Origin of the sequence: Nonomuraea helvata (assembly GCF_039535785.1) — a bacterium.
Classification (GTDB): domain Bacteria; phylum Actinomycetota; class Actinomycetes; order Streptosporangiales; family Streptosporangiaceae; genus Nonomuraea; species Nonomuraea helvata.
Genome location: NZ_BAAAXV010000009.1, coordinates 2354314 through 2373560 on the forward strand (window position 1 = coordinate 2354314; position 19247 = coordinate 2373560).

Sequence of the window (19247 nt, forward strand, 5' to 3'; positions counted from 1 at the left end):
CGCTGACAGCGGGGAGACGACCGGCTGACAGCCGCGCCCGGCCCTGTCAGCGCCCCCTACCCAGGACGGCGAGCGCGTCGTCCCTGCTCATCGAGGCACCCTTGGAGAACGCCGCCGCGAACCCGTCCGGTCCGAGTACCTCCGTGGCGGCGGCGGCGACCCTGGCGACGTCCCGGTCCCCGGCGACGGCCATGCCCCGTAGCGCCACGCCCACGCCGAGCAGCAACGCGGCTCGCTCCGCCGGGTCCCCGTCCTCCGCCGCCGCGCCGTCCAGCAGCCACCGGCCCGCCAGGCCCTCCGCGGCGCAGGCGAGGTCGGTGGCCAGCGGCGACCTCACCGCCGTGTCCACGGCCTCCGCGTGCCTGCGCGCGGCCTCACCGGCGTCCCCGCTCGCCTCGGCCAGGCGGCCGAGCGCCGTCAGCACGTACGACCTGGCCCCGTGCGCCTTGAGCAGGTCGATCCCGGAGGCGGCGAGCGCGGCGTCCAGATGACGGGACGCCTCCGCCAGGTCGCCCTCGTGGCGGGCGATCTCGCCCTGCCGGAGACGTATCGACGCCATCAACTCGGGCCGTCCGAGCCGGCGCGCCAGATCCTCTGCCCGCTCGCAGTCGGCGCGGGCGGCCCGGAGGTCCCCGGCCCGCCAGCGCGCCTCGGCCCGCCGGATCAGCACGTCCGCCAGCTCCTCCAGCGCCCCGAGCTCTTCGAGCAGGCGCACCCCCTCCTGCCACAGCCCCATGGCACGGCCCCACTCACCGCGCCAGCTCGCGATCAATCCGAGCAGGTCGAGCCCCTGCGTCATCCCCCAGCGCTCGCCCAGGGCGCCGAACTCGGCGAGCATCGACTCCAGCTCCCGTTCCGCACCCGCGACACCGCCGCCCAGCAGCGCCAGCAGCGCGCCGCTGAGCCGATCGAGCGCCCTGCTCCACGGATCGGGCCCCATCACATGCTCGGACACCGGCTCCCCGGGCTCGGGCGGCCCGGCGAGCATCCCCCACAGGGCCGGTCCGAACCGGCACCGCATCGGCCGGTCGAGCGCGTGGAGGGCGGTCCGGGCCTGCTTCCAGTGCGGCGATCCGGTGTCGGGTACGGCGTGCAGCACCACCAGCGCGTACTCTTCGCCCGACTCGGGTCCTATCGCGTCAAGGAGCCGCTGGGCGTGCTCGGTCGCCTCGCCCCGCCGCCCGCTCAGCCACCAGTACATGGCCAGCGCCCCCAGCAGCCGCGCCGCCGTCGCCCTGTCGTGCTCCACGCTCCACCGCAGCGCCGCCTGCAGGTTGGCGTTGTCGGCCGAGAGCAGGGCCAGCCACTGGAGCTGCTCGGCGCTGTAGAGGTGGCCGTCGGCGCGGTACGCGAACTCCAGGAACCAGGCGGCGTGGGCCGCCCTCAGCCGTCCCTCCTCCCCCGCCTCGCCCAGGCGCTCCGCGCAGAACAGGCGGATGGTGTCGAGCATGTGATAGCGCTCGCCGTCGGTCTCGACCAGCGACTTGTCCACCAGGTCGGCCAGCGGCTCGGCGCTGTCCGGGCCGCAGACCCGTTCCACCGCCTCCAGGCTCGCCCCTCCGGCGAACACGGAGAACCTCCTGGCCAGCGCCTGCTCCTCGGCGTCGAGCAGGCTCCAGCTCCACTCCACGACCGCGTGCAGCGTCTGGTGGCGCGTGGGCGCGGTACGGTCACCGCGCGAGAGGAGCCTGAACCTGTCGTCCTCGGCCAGCCGGGTGGCGATCTCCTCCACCCCGAACGTACGGGTCCGGGCCGCCGCCAGCTCGATGGCCAGGGGCACGCCGTCCAGCGCCGCGCAGATCCGGAGCACGGCGTCCAGGTTGCCGGGCCCGACCGCGAATCCCTGCCGCACGGACGCCGCCCGTTCGGCGAACAGCTTGACGGCCGGGTCGGTGGGCAGGGGCGCCAGCGGGACGAGGTGCTCGCCGGTGATGCCCAGGGGCTCCCTGCTCGTGGCGATGACCGTCAGGCCGGGAGAGGCGGCGAGGAGGCGGCGGGCCAGCACGGCGACCTCGGAGAGCACGTGCTCGCAGTTGTCGAGGACGAGGAGGAGGTCCTGCTCGGCCAGCGCGGCCAGCAGGCGTTCCGTGGGGTCGGGGAGCCCGCGCAGCGCCGACTCGCGCAACCCGAGCGCCGCCAGCACCGCCCCCGCCACCTGCCCGGTCCCCTCCACCAGGGACAGGTCCACGAAGCACGCCTCCCGGTCGTGACGGGTGGCGGTCTCGACGGCCAGGCGGGTCTTGCCGATGCCGCCGGGGCCGACGAGCGTCACCAGGCGGGCGCCGCGCAGAGCGGCCAGCCGCGCGAGCTCCTCCTCCCGTCCGACCAGCCGGTTCAGCTGGGCCGGCGGCGCGACCCGCCGGACCTGGTGCCTGTCGGCGCGCAGGATCGCCAGGTGCAGGTCGGCCAGCTCGGGCGAGGGGTCGGTGCCGAGTTCGTCGGCGAGCAGGCGGCGCGTCTCGTCGAAGACCGCGAGCGCCTCGGACGGCCGCCCCGCCGCCTCCAGCGCGCGCATGAGCAGCCCGCGCGGCCGCTCGCGCAGCGGATGCGCGGCCACCAGGTCCTGGAGCGCGCCCACGGGGCTGCCCTCGGGCAGGCCCAGCTCGGCCTCCATCAGGTCCTCCATGGCGGACAGGCGGAGCTCCTCCAGGCGGAGTGCCTGCGGTCCCGCGAACGGCGCGTCGGCCACGTCCGCGAGCGCCGGTCCCCGCCACAGATCGAGAGCCTCCCTGAGCGAGGACGCGGCTCCCGGGAACCGCCCGGCCACCAGCAGCCTGCGTCCCTCGCGCGACAGCCGCTCGAACCGGTGCGCGTCCACGTCGTCCGGCGAGACCGCCAGCCGGTACCCCGCCCCGTGGAACTCGATCAGACCGGCGGGCAGGCTCCGCCTGAGCCGGGAGATCTGCGCCTGGATGGCGTTGGCGGCCTCCGCGGGCGGCCGGTCGCCGTACTGGCCGTCGATGAGGCGCTCGACGCTCACCATCCGCCCGGCGTCGATCAGGAGCAACGCGAGCAGGGCACGCGGGCGCGGGCCGCCGATGGTCAGAGGGTCGCCGTCGGGGGAGCGCACCAGGAGCGGGCCCAGGATGCCGAACTGCACGCCCCCGATTGTCCCCCAACTGACCACTAAGAACGGAATTATCGGTATACCTACCGATGCATATACGTATTTCCCAGTCGGGAGTGACCGTTTAGCGTCGCGGCATCAAGGCGCAACAGTACTGCTAGCTTCCCACCCCCCAATCTCCCCGCAAGTCCCGCCGCCGAGGCGATCCCCGTGCGGCGCGCGGGCCGTCGTGCGCTCACGAAGCGTGCCGACCCCCGAGGGAGAACGTCGAAAGGAGCAGCACAGCGTGAAACGTAAAGCCTTACTCGCGGCGGTCGTCGGCGTGGCCACGGCCGCGGCACTGGCCTTACAGGCGCCACCTGCCAACGCCGCACCTCCCGGAGCAGCCCCGCAGAAGCAGACCACGCGAGCAGGCGACCCCGCGTCGCTCGCCGCGCAGGTCGCGGACAAGGCCGTCTCCAGCCAGCTCGACGAGCTCACCCGAGGGCCGGACGAGGCCTACAGCCGCGTGGCGGTCACCCCGGGCGCGGCCGACATGTACTACGTGTCGTACGAGCGCACCTACAAGGGCCTGCCGATGGTCGGCGGCGACGCCGTCGTGGTCACCGACGCGGCGGGCAACGTCAGGGACACGGTCTCGGCGCGGGGCCCGAGCCCGAGCGACGTGCCGACCAGGGCCACGATCAGCGCCGGTCGGGCCACCGAGGTCGCAAAGAGCAAGCTGTCCCGCGTGGACGACACCGCCGCGCCCCGCCTGGTCGTGCTGGCCTGGGGCGAGAAGCCGAGACTGACCTGGGACGCCATGGTCAGCGGCATTGCCGAGGGCAAGCCGAGCATCCAGCACGTGTTCGTGGACGCGCGCACCGGCGAGATCGCCGACTCGTACGACCTGGTACGCGAGGGCTCCGGCAACGGCTACTACTACGGCCAGGTGACCATCGGGACGAGCGGATCCGGCAGCTCGTACTCGATGACCGACACGAGCAGGCCCGGCATCCAGTGCGGCGGCCAGAACGGCAGCGCGTACACCGGCACGGACGACGCCTGGGGCAACGCCTCGGGCACCAATCTGGAGACCGCCTGCGTGGACGCGCTCTACAGCGTGCAGCGCGAGTGGGACATGCTGCGTGACTGGCTGGGCCGCAACGGCATCAACGGCAGCGGCCGCGGCTTCCCGGCCCGGGTCGGGCTCGCCGACGTGAACGCCTACTGGAACGGCAGCTACACCAACTTCGGCCACAGCCAGGACAACGCCCGGCAGGCGACCAACATCGACGTCGTGTCGCACGAGTTCGGCCACGCGATCTTCCAGACCACGCCGGGCGGCGCCGGGTCGGGCAACGAGAACGGCGGGATCAACGAGGGCACCGGCGACATCTTCGGCGCCCTGACCGAGGCGTACGCCAACAACCCCAACGACCCGCCCGACTACTTGGTGGGCGAGGAGGTCAACCTGGTCGGCGACGGGCCGATCCGCAACATGTACAACCCGAGCGCGCTCGGCGACCCGAACTGCTACTCCTCCTCGATCCCGAGCACCGAGGTGCACGCGGCGGCAGGCCCGCTGAACCACTGGTTCTACCTGCTGGCCGAGGGCAACAACCCCGGCGGCGGCAAGCCGTCCAGCCCGATCTGCTCCGGCGGCCCCTCGTCGGTCACCGGCGTCGGCATCCAGAACGCCGGCAAGATCTACATGGGCGCGCTGGCCCGCAAGACCTCGTCCTGGCGGTACACGAACATCCGCGCCGCCTCGGTCGCGGCCGCGATCGAGCTGTTCGGCGCCAACAGCGCCCAGTGCAACACCACCAAGGCGGCATGGAGCGCGGTCAGCGTGGCGGCGGCGTCGGGCGAGCCCGCGTGCGGCACGTCGACCAGCGACTTCTCGATCTCGCTCAGCCCGACGTCCGGCAGCGCGGCTCCCGGCGGTCAGGCGACGGCCACGGTCGGCACGCAGACCACCTCCGGCAGCGCCCAGACCGTGAGCCTGAGCGCGTCGGGTCTGCCCAGCGGCACCACGGCGAGCTTCAGCCCGTCGTCGGTGACCTCGGGCAACTCCTCGACGCTGACGCTCTCGGTCGGTTCGTCGACGGCGGCGGGGACGTACAACATCACCGTCACCGGAACCGGCTCGACGACGCACACCGCGACGTACGCGCTCACCGTCAGCTCGAACCCGCCGACGCGTGACTTCTCGATCTCGGCCAGTCCCGCGTCCGGCACCGTGCAGGCGGGCTCGGCGGCGACGACCACGATCGGCACGGCCACCACGGCGGGCACGGCCCAGACGGTGAACCTGTCGGCCAGCGGCCTCCCGACGGGCGCCACGGCCGCGTTCAACCCGGCCTCGGTGACCTCGGGCGCCTCGTCAACGCTGACGATCTCGACCGCGCCCACCACACCGGCCGGCAACTACACCGTCACGGTGACCGGCACGGGCGTGACGGCGACGCACACGGCGACGTACGCGCTGACCGTCACGGGCACCTCGGGCGGCAGGACGTTCACCAACGACACCAACTACACGATCGACGACTGGAGCACCATCGACAGCTCGATCACCTCCACCGCGACGGGCACCGCGACCTCCCCGGTCAAGCTGTCCATCACGATCAGCCACACCTGCGCGGAGGACCTCGACATCTGGCTGCGCGGTCCGAACGGCACGTGGTACGCCGTCGACAGGTACGGCGGCACCACCTGCACGCAGTACGGCACCAGGACGTTCTCCGTCCCGGTGAGCCAGCAGGCGGCGGGCACCTGGATCCTCGAGATCGAGGACGTCTACCTGGGTGACACCGGCTACCTGGACACCTGGAGCATCACCGTCTAGCTCTCCACGAGCCCCGGCCGGTCGTCCGGCCGGGGCTCCCGCACGTCCGCCCTCCTGCGCACGCCGAGCTTGCGCAGCACCTTGGCCACGTGCGTGTCCACCGTCCGGCGTGACAGGAACAGCACCTCGGCGATCTCCCTGTTGGTCCGCCCGAGCGCGACCAGCCTGGCCACCTCGCTCTCCCGCGGCGACAGCACCCCGCTCGCGCCTCTGCGGCCCTTGCGCCGCGCCGCGCTCGGGCCGATCTCGCGCAGCAGGTGGCGGCAGCGGGCCGCGTCGTGCGTGGCGCCGAGCGCCGCGTACCGCTCGCCCGCGTCGGCGAGCAGGTCGGCGGCCCGTTCCCGGTCGCCGAGCACGAGCCGGGCGGCCGACTCCGACTCCGCCGCCCTGGCCGCGCTGTACGGCCGCGGCATCGCCTCGTAGGCGCCGCGCGCCCTGGCGCAATAGTGCGCGGCCTCGTCGGCGTCCTGGGCCAGCGCCCCTCTGGCGGCGTCGAGCCCGGCCTCCGCCGACGGCGCGTTCCTGCCCTCGATCCCGGCGGCGAACTCGGCCACCAGGCCCGCCGCCTCGTCCCGCTGCTCCGCCATGAGCAGCGCGCCCACGGCGGCGGGCACGAGCTGGTCACCCCACACCCACACGCTCTTGCGCCGTAGTTTCTCCACTGCCAGGTCGGCCTCGTGCAGCGCGGACTCGAGCGAGCCGTGGGTCAGGTGCAGCTCGACGAGCCCGCTGGAGGCCGCCGCGGCGACGGGCAGGAAACCCGAGTCCAGGTCCCGTACGCCGGCCGCCTCCAGATGCTCGCCCGCCTCGTCCCATTCGCCCCTGGCCAGCGCCAGCATGCCGAGTGTCAGCCGGGCGTCGACGGCCAGCAGCGGCGCCTCGAAGGTCATCTCGACGGCGGCGACGGCGCGCTCGCGCAGGCCCTTCCAGCGGCCGGTCAGCAGGTCGAGCCTGATCGACGACATCTCCACCAGGAACTCGGGATAGAGCGCGCCGGTCTCCTCCGCGATGCGCCTGCTCTGCTCCGCGAACCGCTCGGCCGCCGCGTAGTGGCCCAGCGCCACCGCGGCGTCGTACAGGTTGGAGTAGCCGCGCGCGACCTGACGCCGCACCGCCGGGGCCGGGTCGTCGACCGGCAGCGCCGCCACCAGCTCGAACGCGTCGGGCGCGCCCACCAGCATGGCGATGCTGACCTTGTTGGCCAGCACGGCGGCGGTCAGCTCGGGGTCCTGGTCCTCCTCGAGGAGCTTCTCGGCCTCGTCCATCCACTCCTGGTGCATGGAGAGCGGATCGCCGCCCCATGCGGGCATCGCCAGCAGGGCGAGTCCGCGGGCGGCGAGGCTGGGGCAGTCGTGCAGGTCGGGGAGCGCGGCCAGGATCTCCTGGCGTCCCGCGGCGACCGCGCCTGCCTGGTTGGACAGGAGGATGCCCAGGTTGAGCCGGGCCTGGCCGCGTACCTGCGGGGACAGGAAGTCGTCCTTGAGCAGGTGGCGCAGGATGCGGACGACGCGCCGGTGGGACAGGCCGATGGCGGCGAGGCTGCTGAGCCTGAGCGCCAGCGGGCCGCGGGCGTCACGGGGCAGCTTGGGGTCGGCGAGCAGCCCTTCGAGCACCTCGACGGCGAGCGGGATGTCGCCGAGCGCGGCGGCCCGGTCGGCGGCGGCGCCGCCGTGGCGCTGCCAGGCCGCGAAGTCGCCGGCGCGGCGGGCATGGTGGGCGAGCTGGACGAGGGGCGGCGGGTCGAGCGTGGACAGCGCGGCCATGGCCCGCTGGTGGATCAGCCGGCGTTCGGGGCCGGGGATCGTGTCGTAGACGGCCTGCCGGGCGAGGGTGTGGCGGAAGCCGTACTGGCCGTCGGGGTGCTCGAGCAGCACGCCCGCCTCCAGCGCCTGGCCCAGCCCCATGTCGGACGCGGCGGGGGCGGAGACGGCGGCGATCAGGGGCTCGTCGGCGGGCAGTCCCAGGACGGCGGCGGCGCGCACGGTGCTCAGCGCGGCCGGCGACAGCCCGGCGAGCCGCTCGGCCATGGCCTCGCGGAGCAGCAGCGGCACGGCCATGCGATCGAGCGCCTCCGGCTCGGGCAACCGGCCCTCGTCGTCGAGCAGCGAGCGCACCACCTCCTCGATCACGAACGGCACCCCCGCGGTGCGTTCGTGCAGCTTGGCGGCGAACTCCGGGGTCGGCGCCGACCGGCCGAGCAGCGCGCCGGCCAGGCTGCGCACCCCCTCGACGTCGAGCGGCGTCAGCGAGATCACCTCGCCGCGCACCCCGGGAGCCCGCCGGTACGCGTGCCCGAACGGCAACCCCGGAACCGGCAGCTCCTCCCTACGGAACGTCACCACCAGCGCCAGTCCGTCCGGCGGCTGATCGGTCAGGAAGCGCAGCAGGTCACGCGTGCCGTCGTCGGCCCAGTGCAGGTCCTCGACCACCAGCACGACCGGGCCCGCGGCGGCCAGCAGCGCGTGGACCGCGCGGAACAGCCGATGCCGCTCCGCCCGCGGGTCGTCGAGCGGCCCCGGCGACGGGGCGGGCGGAAGACGATCAGCCAGCTCGGGGAGGTAGCCGCGCAGGGCCCCGGTGAGCGGGCCGAGCCGGTCCTGGGGCGGCAGCGCCGCGGCGACGTGCCGCAGCGCGTCGAACACCGGCCCGTACGGGAGCGGCTCCCGGATCTGGTGGCAGTGGCCGAGCAGCACCGTCCGCTCGCCGCCGCGTTCGCGCAGAGGGTCGATGGCCGCCCTGACCAGCCTGGTCTTGCCGATGCCCGCCTCGCCCTGCACCTGGGTGACGGAGGGCGGCTCCGTGATGGCGCCGTTGAGCAGCCGCAGCTGGGCGTCGCGCCCGATCAGTGCGGGAGAAGCTGCGCTCGCCATCGGGGTCTCCGTAACAGTGCAGGTTTACTCCCTTTGTCGGAATACCGTTATCCAATACGTGTGAGCCCGGGTCAACCCTCGCCTTTCCCGCCATAGGGGTCAGAAGAGCGAGCGCCCGCCCCGCGGTGCTCGGTCGGGAAGCGCGGGGCGGGCGCTCGTTGGGGGAGCCGCGGGCGGGAGCGCGTCCGCCCGCGACGCCTGGTCAGGAGCAGGCGGCGTTGGCCGGCTGGCTCGCGGGGCCGTTGGCGGTGAAGCCGATGGCCACCGACGCGCCGGGTGCGAGGTTCTTGGCGTGGTCGGGGCCCTTGGCGGTCCACGTGGTGCCCGACTGGGTCACGACCGCGTTCCAGCCGTTGACCAGCGTCACCCCTGACGGGAACGTCCAGGTGGCGGTCCAGTTGCTGATCGTGCCGGTCCCGGTGTTCTTCACCGTCAGCTCGCCCTGGAAGCCGCCCTGCCAGGAGTTCGTCTGCTTGTACGTCACCGCGCACTGACCCGGCGGATTGGGCGTGGGGGTGTCGGAGGGCCCGCCGGTGCCGCCCGTCGGCGGGATCAGGTACGGCTGGAGAATGGCCTGCTTGGCCTGGTTGACCGTGGTCCAGTCGTCGTTCAGGATGCCGCCGGTGTCACCGGAGTTCGGGTTCCACGACCAGTACGTGAACGACATCCCGTTCACCCCGGTCCCCGTGTACTTCATGAGCTCCTGCAGCCAGATCTTGTCCACGTTCGCGGTCAGCGTGGTGCCGAACTCGCCGATCATGATCGGCGCGATGTTCTGCTTGTACAGGTAGCCCCAGTACTTGTCCCAGATGGCCGGCAGGTTGGCCGGGTAGTCGGGGGCGTCGAACCAGGGCTGGTGGTAGACCGAGGTCGCGTATTCGTGGGGCGAGTAGACCAGGCGGTTCGCCACGTTGAGCCGTACCGGATACTGGCCCGCCTTCGAGAGGTTCCCGCCCCACCAGCCGCAGTCCTCGTCGTTGCTGGGATCGCCGTCCCAGATGTTGGACAGGCCGCCGCTCGGGCAGCTCACGCCCTCCACGAAGATCAGCCAGTTCGGGTTGACCGACAGGACCGCGTTGCCGGCCCGCTCGGCGGCCAGCCGCCAGTCACGCGCCTGGTCGCCGCAGCCCCAGCACGAGCCGGTCGCGTTGGGGTTGGTGCCCTCGGCGTGCGGCTCGTTGTGCAGGTCTGCGCCGATGACGGTGGGGTTGTTCGCGTAGTGCTGGGCCAGTGTCTTCCAGTCGTTGATCCAGGTGCTCTCCGGCGTGGCAGAGACGTACCAGAGCGCCGACTGGCCCGCGGCCGTCGGGCGGTGGCGGTCGAGGATGATCCGCATGCCCTTGCCGCCCGCGTACGCGATGATCTTGTCCAGGATCTGCATCGGTGACAGACCGACCAGGTCGGGGTTGACGTAGTCGTTGATGCCGGTGGCCGTGGCGCCGGGCTTGAGCGCGTCGTTGGAGTACGGGACCCGGATCGTGTTGTAGCCCAGAGAGGCCATCTTGTCGATGTGGCCCTTCCAGGGGGTGCTCGACCACAGGCCGTGGAAGGTCCTGTTGTCGGTCTCCATGCCGAACCAGTTGATGCCGGTCAGGCGCACGGTCGCGCCGGTGCTGTCGACGATCTTGTTCCCGCTGGTGTGCAGGTAACCGGTGCCCGTGCCGGCGAGCGCCCCTGCCGGGGCGGCGGTGGCCACGGCGACCGCGACCGACGCCCCGGCCACCAGTGTGGCGAGGGCGGCCGTCATCGCCTTTGACAAGTGCATGGGGTGCCCTTTCGGAGAGGGAGAACGCGGCGTCATGCTCACCAGACCGCTTCGGGCACGTCAACGCGTCGCCCGAAAATCCGCTCTGACCTGCGCGAACGCGTGAAAGTTTCACAGGAGGCCGCGCGTTGCGGCGCTTCCGGGGAGGGTGGGCGGGACGCCATTGACACATGATCGTGACATACGTACCGTCTCGTGGGAGCGCTCCCAGAAAGCGAGCGGGAGGAAAATGATGGATCTTCGGTTCGGCATTCTCGGACCGGTACGGATCTGGCGAGACGGCGCGCTGGCGCCGCTGGGCACGACGAAACAGCGGCTCCTCCTCACCCGCCTCCTGCTGGAGCCGAACCGCGCGGTCTCCCACGACCGCCTGTTCAGCGCTCTGTGGGAGGACAGCCCGCCCAAATCGGCCCTGGCCAACGTGCGCAGTTACGCGAACCTGCTGCGCAAGGACCTCGACGGTCGCCTGCGGGCGAACCCGCCCGGCTACCTGCTCAGCGTCGAGGCCGGCGAGCTGGACGTCACCGAGTTCAACGAGCGCGTACGGCAAGGACGCGAAGCGATGGCCGGCGACCGTTACGAGGAGGCCCTGGGTCTGCTGACCGCGGCACTCGGACTGTGGCGCGGAGCCGCCGCCGAGGACCTGCCCAGGACGGTCGGCGTGGCCGCCCAGCTCGACGCGTTGGAGGAGCAGCGCTACATGGTGGTCGAGGAGTGCGCGCGGGCCAGGCTGGCGCTCGGCAGGCACAGCGAGATCATCGGCGGCCTCCGGGAGACGCTGGCCCTGCGGCCCACCAGGGAGCGGCTGTGGGGCTACCTCATGGTGGCGTTGTACCGCACCGGCGACGTGGCGGGCGCCCTGCGGGTGTACGCCCAGGCCAGGCAGACCCTCGACCTCGAGCTCGGCATCGAACCCGGGCCAGAGCTGGCCGAACTGCATCACCTCATGCTGAACCGGGATCCGCGCCTGAGCGGCCCCGCGCTGGGCTGGCACCGCCGCCGCCTGCGCTGCCACCGTCGCCCTGTCCCGGGCCGCGCCTGACCTATGGATGACCGTCGGGCCGGTAGCCCTGGGCCTGCAGGGTGAAGAGCCGCCGGTAGAGCCCGTCGAGCCTCATCAGCTCGTCGTGCGAGCCCCGCTCGGCCACCTGCCCGCCGTCGAGCACCACGAGCACGTCCGCCTCCCGGACCGCCCCCAGCCGATGCGAGATCAACAGGCTCGTACGCTCCGCCCGGTGCTCGCGCAGCCGGTTGTGGATCTCGGCCTCGGCCTCCGCGTCGAGCCCCGAGCTCGGCTCGTCCAGGATCAGCAGATCGCGTCCGTCGCCCAGCACCGCCCGGGCCAGCGCGAGCCGCTGCCACTGCCCGCCCGACAGCACGACCCCCGCCTCGGGGTCAGGCCCGAAGAACATCCTGCTCAGCAGCGTGTCGTAACCGCGCGGCAGCGCGCTGACCGCGTCGTGCACGCCGGCCTTCCTGGCCGCGGCCTCGATCCGGGCGGCGGAGGCGGTCAGCCTCTCGCGGCCCGCCACGTCGCCGATCGCGATGTTCTCGGCGGCGGTCAGGTCGTACTCCATGTAGTCCTGGAACACCGCTCCGATCCTGGCGCGCAGCTCCCCAGGGTCGAGATCGCGCAGATCGACGCCGTCCCACAGGATGGTGCCCCGCTCCGGGTCGTAGAAGCGGCACAGCAGCTTGACGATCGTGCTCTTGCCCGCGCCGTTCCTGCCGACGAGCGCGACCGCGGAGCCGTACGGGACCGTGAAGCTGACGCCGCGCAGCGACCAGGGGTGTTCGGGGGAGTAGCGGAACCACACGTCGCGGAACTCGATGCCGCGCCGCAGCGCCGGCGGCGCCACCGGTCGTGCCGGCCGCCGCAGATCGGGCTCGGCGCTGGTCACGGTCAGGTAGTGGTCGAAGTTCAGGAGTTGCTGGTGGGCCATCGTCACCTCGTTGACCAGCGCGGCGAGCGCCGACTGCACGCCCACGATCGAGGTGGCGAGCAGCGCGATGTCGCCCGCGGTGAGCCGGCCGTCCCGGGCGGCGAGCAGCGCCCAGATCAGCCCCGCCCCGGCGATCACGCCGGACAGCAGGCCGAGACCGCCCTCGACGCCCAGCTCGCGGCGGTCGAGGTGGCGCCGTTCGGAGTCGGCCGCGGCGCGCTCGGCGTTCATCCTGAACCGGAAGTACCGGCCCGCTCCGAACAGGCGCAGCTCCTTCGCGGCGCGGACGCTGGTGAGGAGCTGCCGGTAGAACAGCTGGCGCCGTTCCATCGGGCCGATCCGCCACATCATGGACGCCCGCTGGCGCGACAGGCGCAGCTCTGCCGCCAGCGCGGGCAGGGCCGCCACCAGGACCGCGCCCGCCAGCAGCGGGTTGACGACCAGGAGCGCACCGAGAAAGCCCAGCACCGTGACGAACGCCCGGCAGATGGCCAGCGTCCCGGCGACCACCGCGCTCGGGGTGGCGCCGCCCGAGGTGTGGGCGAGGCTTATCCGGTCCAGGAAGGCCGGGTCCTCGAACCTCGCCAGGCCGGTGAAGCGCTCGACGCCGGCGAAGAGCCGGTCCTGGGCCAGGCGGCCGGTGCGGCGCTCGAGTTCCTGCCGTACGTAGCGGGAGACGTGCGGGAGCGCGATCGCCGCCACACCCGCCGCCGCCAGCGCCCCGCCCACCGCCACCAGCGCGGACGCGTCGTCCGCCCGGTGGGCGACCACGTCCAGCGCGGACTTGGTCAGCCAGGCGGCGGTCACGGGCACGGCCGCCTCCAGCAGGGCCAGGACGGCGTACGCGACGATGTGCCACCGGCCCGCCTGCCAGGCCAGGCCGAGCGCCCGCCCCAGGGCGGCGGGACTGGCTTTCATCCGCACCTCCGCCGCCCCCACCGACGCGTCACCCGTGGAACCGGCGACTGCGGGCGGGCCGACTGCCGAGGTGGGCTCGGTCGAGCTGGGGGCCGGCGTTGCGTGGCCGGTCGGTGGGGTCTCGGCCGAGGCGGTGTCGGCCGATGTGGTGGGGTTCATCGGGACGGTCTCCGGAGGGTTGCCAGGGAGGTGGGGTTCATGGTCGCTAGGCGCGGGCCAGGGTGACGACCTGGCTGAGCCGCAGCCCGGCGGCCAGGATCCGGCCGCCGCGGCCCACCAGCGCGAACACCGGGAACGCCTGCACCCGCAGCGCCGTGGTGATCGGTCCGTCCATGTCCTCGACCACCACGCGGGCGACCGGCTCCAGCTGTTCCCGCTGCGGTCCCGCCAGGCCGCCCTTCTGGTCGACGATCACGGCGAGCACCTGGTCGCGGGGGAACCGCGCGGCCTGGGCGATGAAGTCGGGCATCGCCTCGTGGCAGGCGTCGCAGCCGGGCGAGAAGAAGCCCACGAGGACCGGCTCGGTGATCAGGTCCCGGGAGACGGCGGACCCGTCGGTGGCCACGGTGGCGTACGGCGGCGCGACCGAGCCCTCGGTGATCACCGCCTGGCGCCCGTCCGCTGATCGGGAGGCGAGAGCGTCGGAGTGCTTGCGCAGTCGCCGGATCACACCGACGGTCAGCATCAGGTTCAGCACGCACAGAACGCTCAGCAGAGTGACAAGGGTGACGAGGTAGGGCATGGCTGGCCTCCAGGTCAGGAAGGGGGGGCTGAACAGGTCGATCAGGCCGTCGCCGCCAGACCGCGAGGATCAGGGCGACGGCCGCGGGGTTCGACGGCCAGAGCTCAGGACAGGCGGCGGAGCACGACTCCCAGCAGGGTGCCTCCGTCGATGAGGCCGCACTGGCGGGAGTCGAAGCTGGCCGAGGGGTTGTCGCCCAGCACCACCAGCCGGTCCGGCGCCACCCGGTGATCCGGCACCACCGGCCGGACCGAGTCGGGGACGGGATCGCCGGGAAGCGCCACCGCTCGCTTGACCATCCAGCGCCGTTCGGGCGGCAGGGGCTCGCCGGTCTCCAGCCAGTCGGGCGTCTCGAACACGACGACGTCTCCGGCTGAGATGCCGGTCAGCCGGGCCCGCCTCACCAGGAGCCGGTCGCCCGCGTGGAAGGTCGGCTCCATGCTGAGGCCGGACACCACGACGACGGCGAGCCGGCGTCGCAGGACCAGGAGGGCCGGCAGCAGCCCGGCGACGGCGAGGAGACCGGCCGTCCACGCGAACGTGGTCATCTATGCGGCCGTCAGCAGTTGTACTGCCAGGGGCCGCACGACTCGCCGGTGCCGCAGGAGGCGCCCCAGGTGCAGCACTTGCGGATCAGGCACGTGGTGCCCTCCCACCAGCACGGACACGCGGCCTGCGCCGAGTGCTCCGGGACGACCTTGGCCAGCAGCCAGTCGGTCAGCTTTCCGATTCTCATACGAACCGCCTCTCGTCGGGCGTTTTTGGATCACCCACGACGTTAGAAACGGTCCTGACAATTCACATACCAAGCAGGTACGTCACAGATACATTCAGCTCGGTGAGCGGGTTCGACCGATCCGGCGTACCCCTGCGGCCAGCCAGATCGTGCCCAGCCCGGCGTACACGGCGAGCAGTGCCACGGTCGGCGAGGCGACGATCGCGGACGTGACGATCGCCACCCCCAGCAGGCCCGCCCAGCCGTACAGGACCCCGCGTCCCCGGGCCGAGCTCGTGTGCGTGGCCTCCTGCACCGGGGTGACCAGCGCCATGACCGCCGCCCCGGCCATGCCGAGCGCCTCCTGGCCGAGCGCGATGCCCGACGCGAGCACCGCCGCCCCGGCCACGACGAGGGCGCAGCTCGCCATGGCCGCGCGGGCCTCGACGCCCTCGAAGAGCAGGCGGGTAGCCCGGGCGCGGGCCAGCCGCAGCACGGTCACCGCCTCGGCCACCCACGCCGCCCAGTGCAGCACCGCGATGAGCACGAACACGGCGATGAGCGGCGGGATCGCGGGCAGCAGGAACACCATCCGCCAGCCGCCCCTGAACCTGCGCAGGCCCGCCAGCATCCGGTAGAGGGGGTTGCGCTGCTTCAGCGCCGTCACGAGGAGGTCCCTGGCCGGGTCGAAGCCGGGCTCGAGCCTGAGCACCTCGCGGAACGCCTCGGCGGCCGTCCTGGGATCGCCGGCGGCCAGCGCCGCGCGGCCGTACGCCAGGTGCGCGGTGGCGCTCTCCGGATCCAGCTGTACGGCGTTCGCGGCGGCGGCCCTGGCCTGCTCCGTCTCCCCGAGCTGCTCGTGGGCCACCGCCAGCACGCCCACCAGCTCCGAGGACTGCGGATCGACGGCCAGCCCGCGCCGGGCCGCCTCGATCGCCTCGCGGTACTGGCCCATCATCACGTGCGCGCGGGCCAGCAGCCGCCAGGCCGCCTCGTCCTCGGGATTGTGCGCCAGCGACGTCCGCACGGAGGTGATGGTCAGGTCCGGCCTGCGGATGTCGAGGTAGACCGTCCCGGCGATGTAGTGCGGGTAGGACTGGTCGGGAGCCAGCCGTACCGCTTCCTGGGCCTCCGACACCGCCTCCGTCAACCTGCCCTGCCGTGCCAGCGCCAGGCCGAGCAGGGAGTGCGCGGTGAAGTGGTCGGGCAGTTCGGCGAGCACGCCGCGCAGTTCCCGCTCCGCGTCGGCCGGGCGGCGCATCTGCAGCAGCGAGCTGGCCCGCAGGATCGACTCGCGCGGGTTCACCATTTGCCCTTGATCCAGGGCATCAGCTCGTCCCACGCGCCGGACTCGTTGGCGTGCAGCACGTAGTTGCGCGCGGTGGCCAGCCACTCGCGTACCGCCGTGGGCCTGGTGCCCTGGGCGGCGGCCAGCAGATCGCCGGTGGTCATCGGGATGGGGCGGCCCGCGCTGAGCGACTGCTGGAGCTTGACCTCCACCGCGCGGTCCACCAGGCCCTTGAGGTCCGCGCCGACGTAGTGGTCGGTGACCCGCGCCACCGCGTCGAAGTCCATCTCGGCCAGCGGCTTGTCGCGGCAGAGGATGCGCAGGATGGCCGCGCGCGCCGAGGCGTCCGGCGGCGGCACGAACACGAGCTGGTCGAACCGCCCGGGGCGGCGGAACGCCACGTCGATGTACCAGGGGGCGTTCGTGGCGGCCAGCACGAGCACGCCCTCGTTGGCGTTCTGGTCCACGCCGTCGAGCTCGGCCAGGAACTGGTTGACCAGTTGCCGGGTGTGCGCCTGGCGCATGTCGGAGCGGCGCGCGGCCAGCGCGTCCACCTCGTCGAAGAAGAGCACGCACGGGCGGTTGCGGCGGGCCAGGTCGAAGGTCGCGCGCAGGTTGCGCTCGCTCGAGCCGACGTACATGTCGAGGATGTCGGCCAGGCCGACGTTGACGAACGCCGCACCGAGCTCGCCGGCCGCGGCCCTGGCCAGGTGGGTCTTGCCCGCTCCCGGCGGGCCGTACAGCAGGACGCCGCCGCCGGCGCGCTTGCCGTACGCGGCGAACAGCTCGGGCTGCTGGATCGGCAGCAGCAGCTTCACCCGCAGCGACTCCTTGACCGCCTCCATGCCGGCCACGTCGGCGAAGGTGTGCTTCGCCTTCTCCACCTCGGCCCCCGAGGGCGCGTCGGCCGGCGTCGCGTACGCGGGCGCTGCGGGCGCCGCGGGACCCGGCGGGGGCGGGTAGGCGGGCGTGGGCGGGACGGTCAGGCGGGCGGCCAGTTCGGGATCGGCGACGGACGGGTCACGGGAGACCGCCTCGTGGTAGCGGTGACCCGCCCGGCCCATGTCCCCCTCGCCCAGCAGCGCCCTGGCCGCGAGCACGCCCATGCGCGGCGGATATCCGGGAGCGGCCAGGAACGGCTCCAGCGCCGACAGCGCGGCGCCATGGGCGCTCTGCCGTACGAACGCCTCGGCCAGCCCCGCCGTGACATCCGGATCCTTCGGCGCGAGCAGAAGCGCGGCGCGAAACTCGGCCTCGGCGTCGGCCAGATACCCCTTGGCCAGGAGCTGCTCGGCGAGATGCCGCCGGAGAGGGAGATTGTCCGGAGACAGGCGTGCCGCCTCGCGGAGAGCCTGGAGGCCGGCATCGTCGAGCACGTGCCTGGTCCCTTCTGTCGCAGGATTCGGTCGTCCCTAAAGCTACGCAGACTATCGACATCCTGTGCATAAGGTGCGGGGAAGGTAGTGCCGGCACTACCTCCGGTTCTCGCCGCAGGGCCCGTGTGCGCCCGCGCCCCCGTTGCTTGGATCGAGGGCATGACGATCACGCACACGCTTCCCGGGCGCTGGGTCGAGGGCGCCGGGCTGGTGCTCGGCCCGTCGCTGCTCATCGCCGGGGTGCTCATCCGGTCGGGCGAGAACGACTTCTTCCCCGACCAGCTCGCCGCCTACGCCGCGCGGCCGGACGAGATGGTTCTGTCCTACAGCCTGTTCGCGGCCGGGGTCGTGCTGCTGTGGCCCGCGGTGACCGCCCTCGCCCGCCGGATCGGCGCCGAGCACCCGGGCTGGGCGCGGTGGGGAGCCACGCTGGTGATCCTCGGGCTGTTCGGGCGGGTGTTCCACGCGGGGGTGAGCCACCTGGCCTTCCACCTCGTGGATACCCTCGGACTGGAGGCGGCGCAGCGGGCGGTCGAGGCCACCTACGGCGCGTTCCACGTGTTCAAGGCGGTCAACATCTGCATCATGGGCGGCTGGATCGTGCTTGCCGTCGGCGCCTACCGGGCCAGGGCACTGGGCGTGATCAGGTGCGTCTGCCTGGCCCTGGCGGCCGGGCTGCCGCTGGGCGTGCTCAAGGGCAGCAGCGATCCGATCTCGCTGGTCGCCCTGGCCGGGCTGGCGGTCGCGTTCGTGCCGCTGGGCGTCGAGGTGCTGCGCGACGGGCCGGCGCCCCGCTGGTGGGTCGTCGCCCTCACCATCGGCCTGATCCCGGCCGCGTTCTTCTTCGGCATGTCCGGCTGAGGCGCTAGGCGGCCAGGAGCTTGACGATCGCCACGACGCCGATGCAGACGATCACGCCGCGCAGGATCGGGGCCGGCAGCCTGCGTCCCACGCGGGCGCCGAGGAAGCCGCCGATCATGGAGCCCAGCGCCACCAGCAGCACGGCGAGCCAGTCCACGTCGGCGACCAGCGCGTACAGGATGGCGGCGGTGAAGTTCACCAGCAGGACGAGGACGTTCTTGGCCGCGTTGAGCCGCTGCAGCTCCTCGTTCAGCAGGATGCCCATGAGGCCGAGGAGCAGGATGCCCTGCCCGGCGCCGAAGTAGCCGCCGTACGCGCCGGCCGCCAGCGCGCCGATCCACAGCCACGGGCCGCCGTGCCCTTGCACCGGGCGGGCGGCCAGCATGCGGCTGAGCCTGGGCTGGATCACGACCAGCACGCAGGACAGCGCGATCAGCACGCTGACGATCACGTTGAAGCTGCTCTCGGGCAGGTTGAGCAGCAGCAGGCCGCCGGCCAGCGAGCCGATGACGGAGGCGGGGGCCAGCCGGAGCAGCCGCTCGCGCTGGCCCTTCAGCTCTGGCCGGTAGCCCATGGCCCCGGTGAGGCCGCCCGGGACCAGGCCGATGTTGTTGGAGACATTCGCCGTGATCGGCGGCAGGCCGACGGCCAGCAGCGTGGGGAACGTGATCAGCGATCCGGAGCCGACGACGGTGTTGATGCCCCCGCCTGCGACGCCGGCCGCCAGCACCGCGGCCATCTCCCAAGGTGTCATGTCTTGAGACTTTAGGGCATGTCTTATCTTCTAAGACGATCGGTCCCAAACTATGAGACGCAGGGTGTGGAAAACCGCAGGTCGATCCGGGCGCGTGCATCATTCCGGCACCCAGGCC

General features: G+C 72.7%; 13 protein-coding genes. 3 read left to right on the plus strand and 10 right to left on the minus strand.

Annotation, left to right across the window (positions count from 1 at the left end):
- Positions 1 to 46: 46 nt before the first annotated feature.
- Positions 47 to 3100 carry an AfsR/SARP family transcriptional regulator gene (locus ABD830_RS44370; RefSeq protein ID WP_345000877.1) on the minus strand — a complete coding sequence of 1018 codons (3054 nt, stop codon included), beginning with the start codon at positions 3098 to 3100 and terminating at the stop codon, positions 47 to 49.
- Positions 3101 to 3353: 253 nt separating this feature from the next.
- On the opposite strand from ABD830_RS44370, the gene ABD830_RS44375 reads away from it, so the two are divergent.
- Entirely contained in the window at positions 3354 to 5897 is a 2544-nt protein-coding gene (locus tag ABD830_RS44375) for a M4 family metallopeptidase (protein ID WP_345000879.1), read from the plus strand.
- Here ABD830_RS44375 and ABD830_RS44380 read toward each other — a convergent pair.
- On the minus strand, positions 5894 to 8767 hold the full coding sequence (locus ABD830_RS44380) for an ATP-binding protein (RefSeq protein WP_345000881.1): 2874 nt from the start codon (positions 8765 to 8767) through the stop codon (positions 5894 to 5896). The two genes, ABD830_RS44375 and ABD830_RS44380, sit on opposite strands and share 4 nt — an antisense overlap.
- Positions 8768 to 8969: 202 nt before the next feature.
- Complete coding sequence (locus ABD830_RS44385) at positions 8970 to 10532, minus strand: cellulase family glycosylhydrolase (protein ID WP_345000883.1); 1563 nt, start codon at positions 10530 to 10532, stop codon at positions 8970 to 8972.
- 229 nt (positions 10533 to 10761) lie between these two features.
- On the opposite strand from ABD830_RS44385, the gene ABD830_RS44390 reads away from it, so the two are divergent.
- Complete coding sequence (locus ABD830_RS44390) at positions 10762 to 11574, plus strand: AfsR/SARP family transcriptional regulator (protein ID WP_345000885.1); 813 nt, start codon at positions 10762 to 10764, stop codon at positions 11572 to 11574.
- A 1-nt stretch (position 11575) separates the two neighbouring features.
- On the opposite strand, the gene ABD830_RS44395 is transcribed toward ABD830_RS44390, so the two are convergent.
- The 6 genes from ABD830_RS44395 to ABD830_RS44420 all read right to left on the minus strand — a co-directional run bounded on the left by ABD830_RS44395 (position 11576) and on the right by ABD830_RS44420 (position 17514).
- Positions 11576 to 13552, minus strand: coding sequence for an ABC transporter ATP-binding protein (locus tag ABD830_RS44395; RefSeq protein ID WP_345000887.1), 1977 nt, complete (start codon positions 13550 to 13552; stop codon positions 11576 to 11578).
- Positions 13553 to 13598: 46 nt separating this feature from the next.
- The gene (locus ABD830_RS44400) at positions 13599 to 14135 is read right to left on the minus strand and encodes a TlpA family protein disulfide reductase (protein WP_345000889.1); all 537 of its coding nucleotides are present in this window, start codon (positions 14133 to 14135) and stop codon (positions 13599 to 13601) included.
- Between the two features lie 104 nt (positions 14136 to 14239).
- Positions 14240 to 14683, minus strand: coding sequence for a S26 family signal peptidase (locus ABD830_RS44405; protein WP_345000891.1), 444 nt, complete (start codon positions 14681 to 14683; stop codon positions 14240 to 14242).
- Between the two features lie 11 nt (positions 14684 to 14694).
- Positions 14695 to 14871 carry a hypothetical protein gene (locus tag ABD830_RS44410; RefSeq protein WP_345000893.1) on the minus strand — a complete coding sequence of 59 codons (177 nt, stop codon included), beginning with the start codon at positions 14869 to 14871 and terminating at the stop codon, positions 14695 to 14697.
- Positions 14872 to 14965: 94 nt separating this feature from the next.
- Positions 14966 to 16159 (minus strand): tetratricopeptide repeat protein, encoded by a 1194-nt coding sequence (locus tag ABD830_RS44415; protein WP_345000895.1) that lies wholly within the window; start codon positions 16157 to 16159, stop codon positions 14966 to 14968.
- A complete protein-coding gene (locus tag ABD830_RS44420) occupies positions 16153 to 17514 on the minus strand; it encodes an AAA family ATPase (protein WP_345000897.1) in 1362 nt (453 codons plus the stop codon). The genes ABD830_RS44415 and ABD830_RS44420 overlap by 7 nt, the downstream gene beginning before the upstream one ends.
- A 159-nt stretch (positions 17515 to 17673) precedes the next feature.
- Between ABD830_RS44420 and ABD830_RS44425 the strand changes: the two genes are divergently transcribed.
- The gene (locus tag ABD830_RS44425; RefSeq protein ID WP_345000899.1) at positions 17674 to 18375 is read left to right on the plus strand and encodes a hypothetical protein; all 702 of its coding nucleotides are present in this window, start codon (positions 17674 to 17676) and stop codon (positions 18373 to 18375) included.
- Positions 18376 to 18379: 4 nt separating this feature from the next.
- Here the strand turns inward: ABD830_RS44425 and ABD830_RS44430 are convergent, their stop codons facing one another.
- A complete protein-coding gene (locus ABD830_RS44430; protein ID WP_345000901.1) occupies positions 18380 to 19129 on the minus strand; it encodes a sulfite exporter TauE/SafE family protein in 750 nt (249 codons plus the stop codon).
- Positions 19130 to 19247 lie beyond the last annotated feature (118 nt).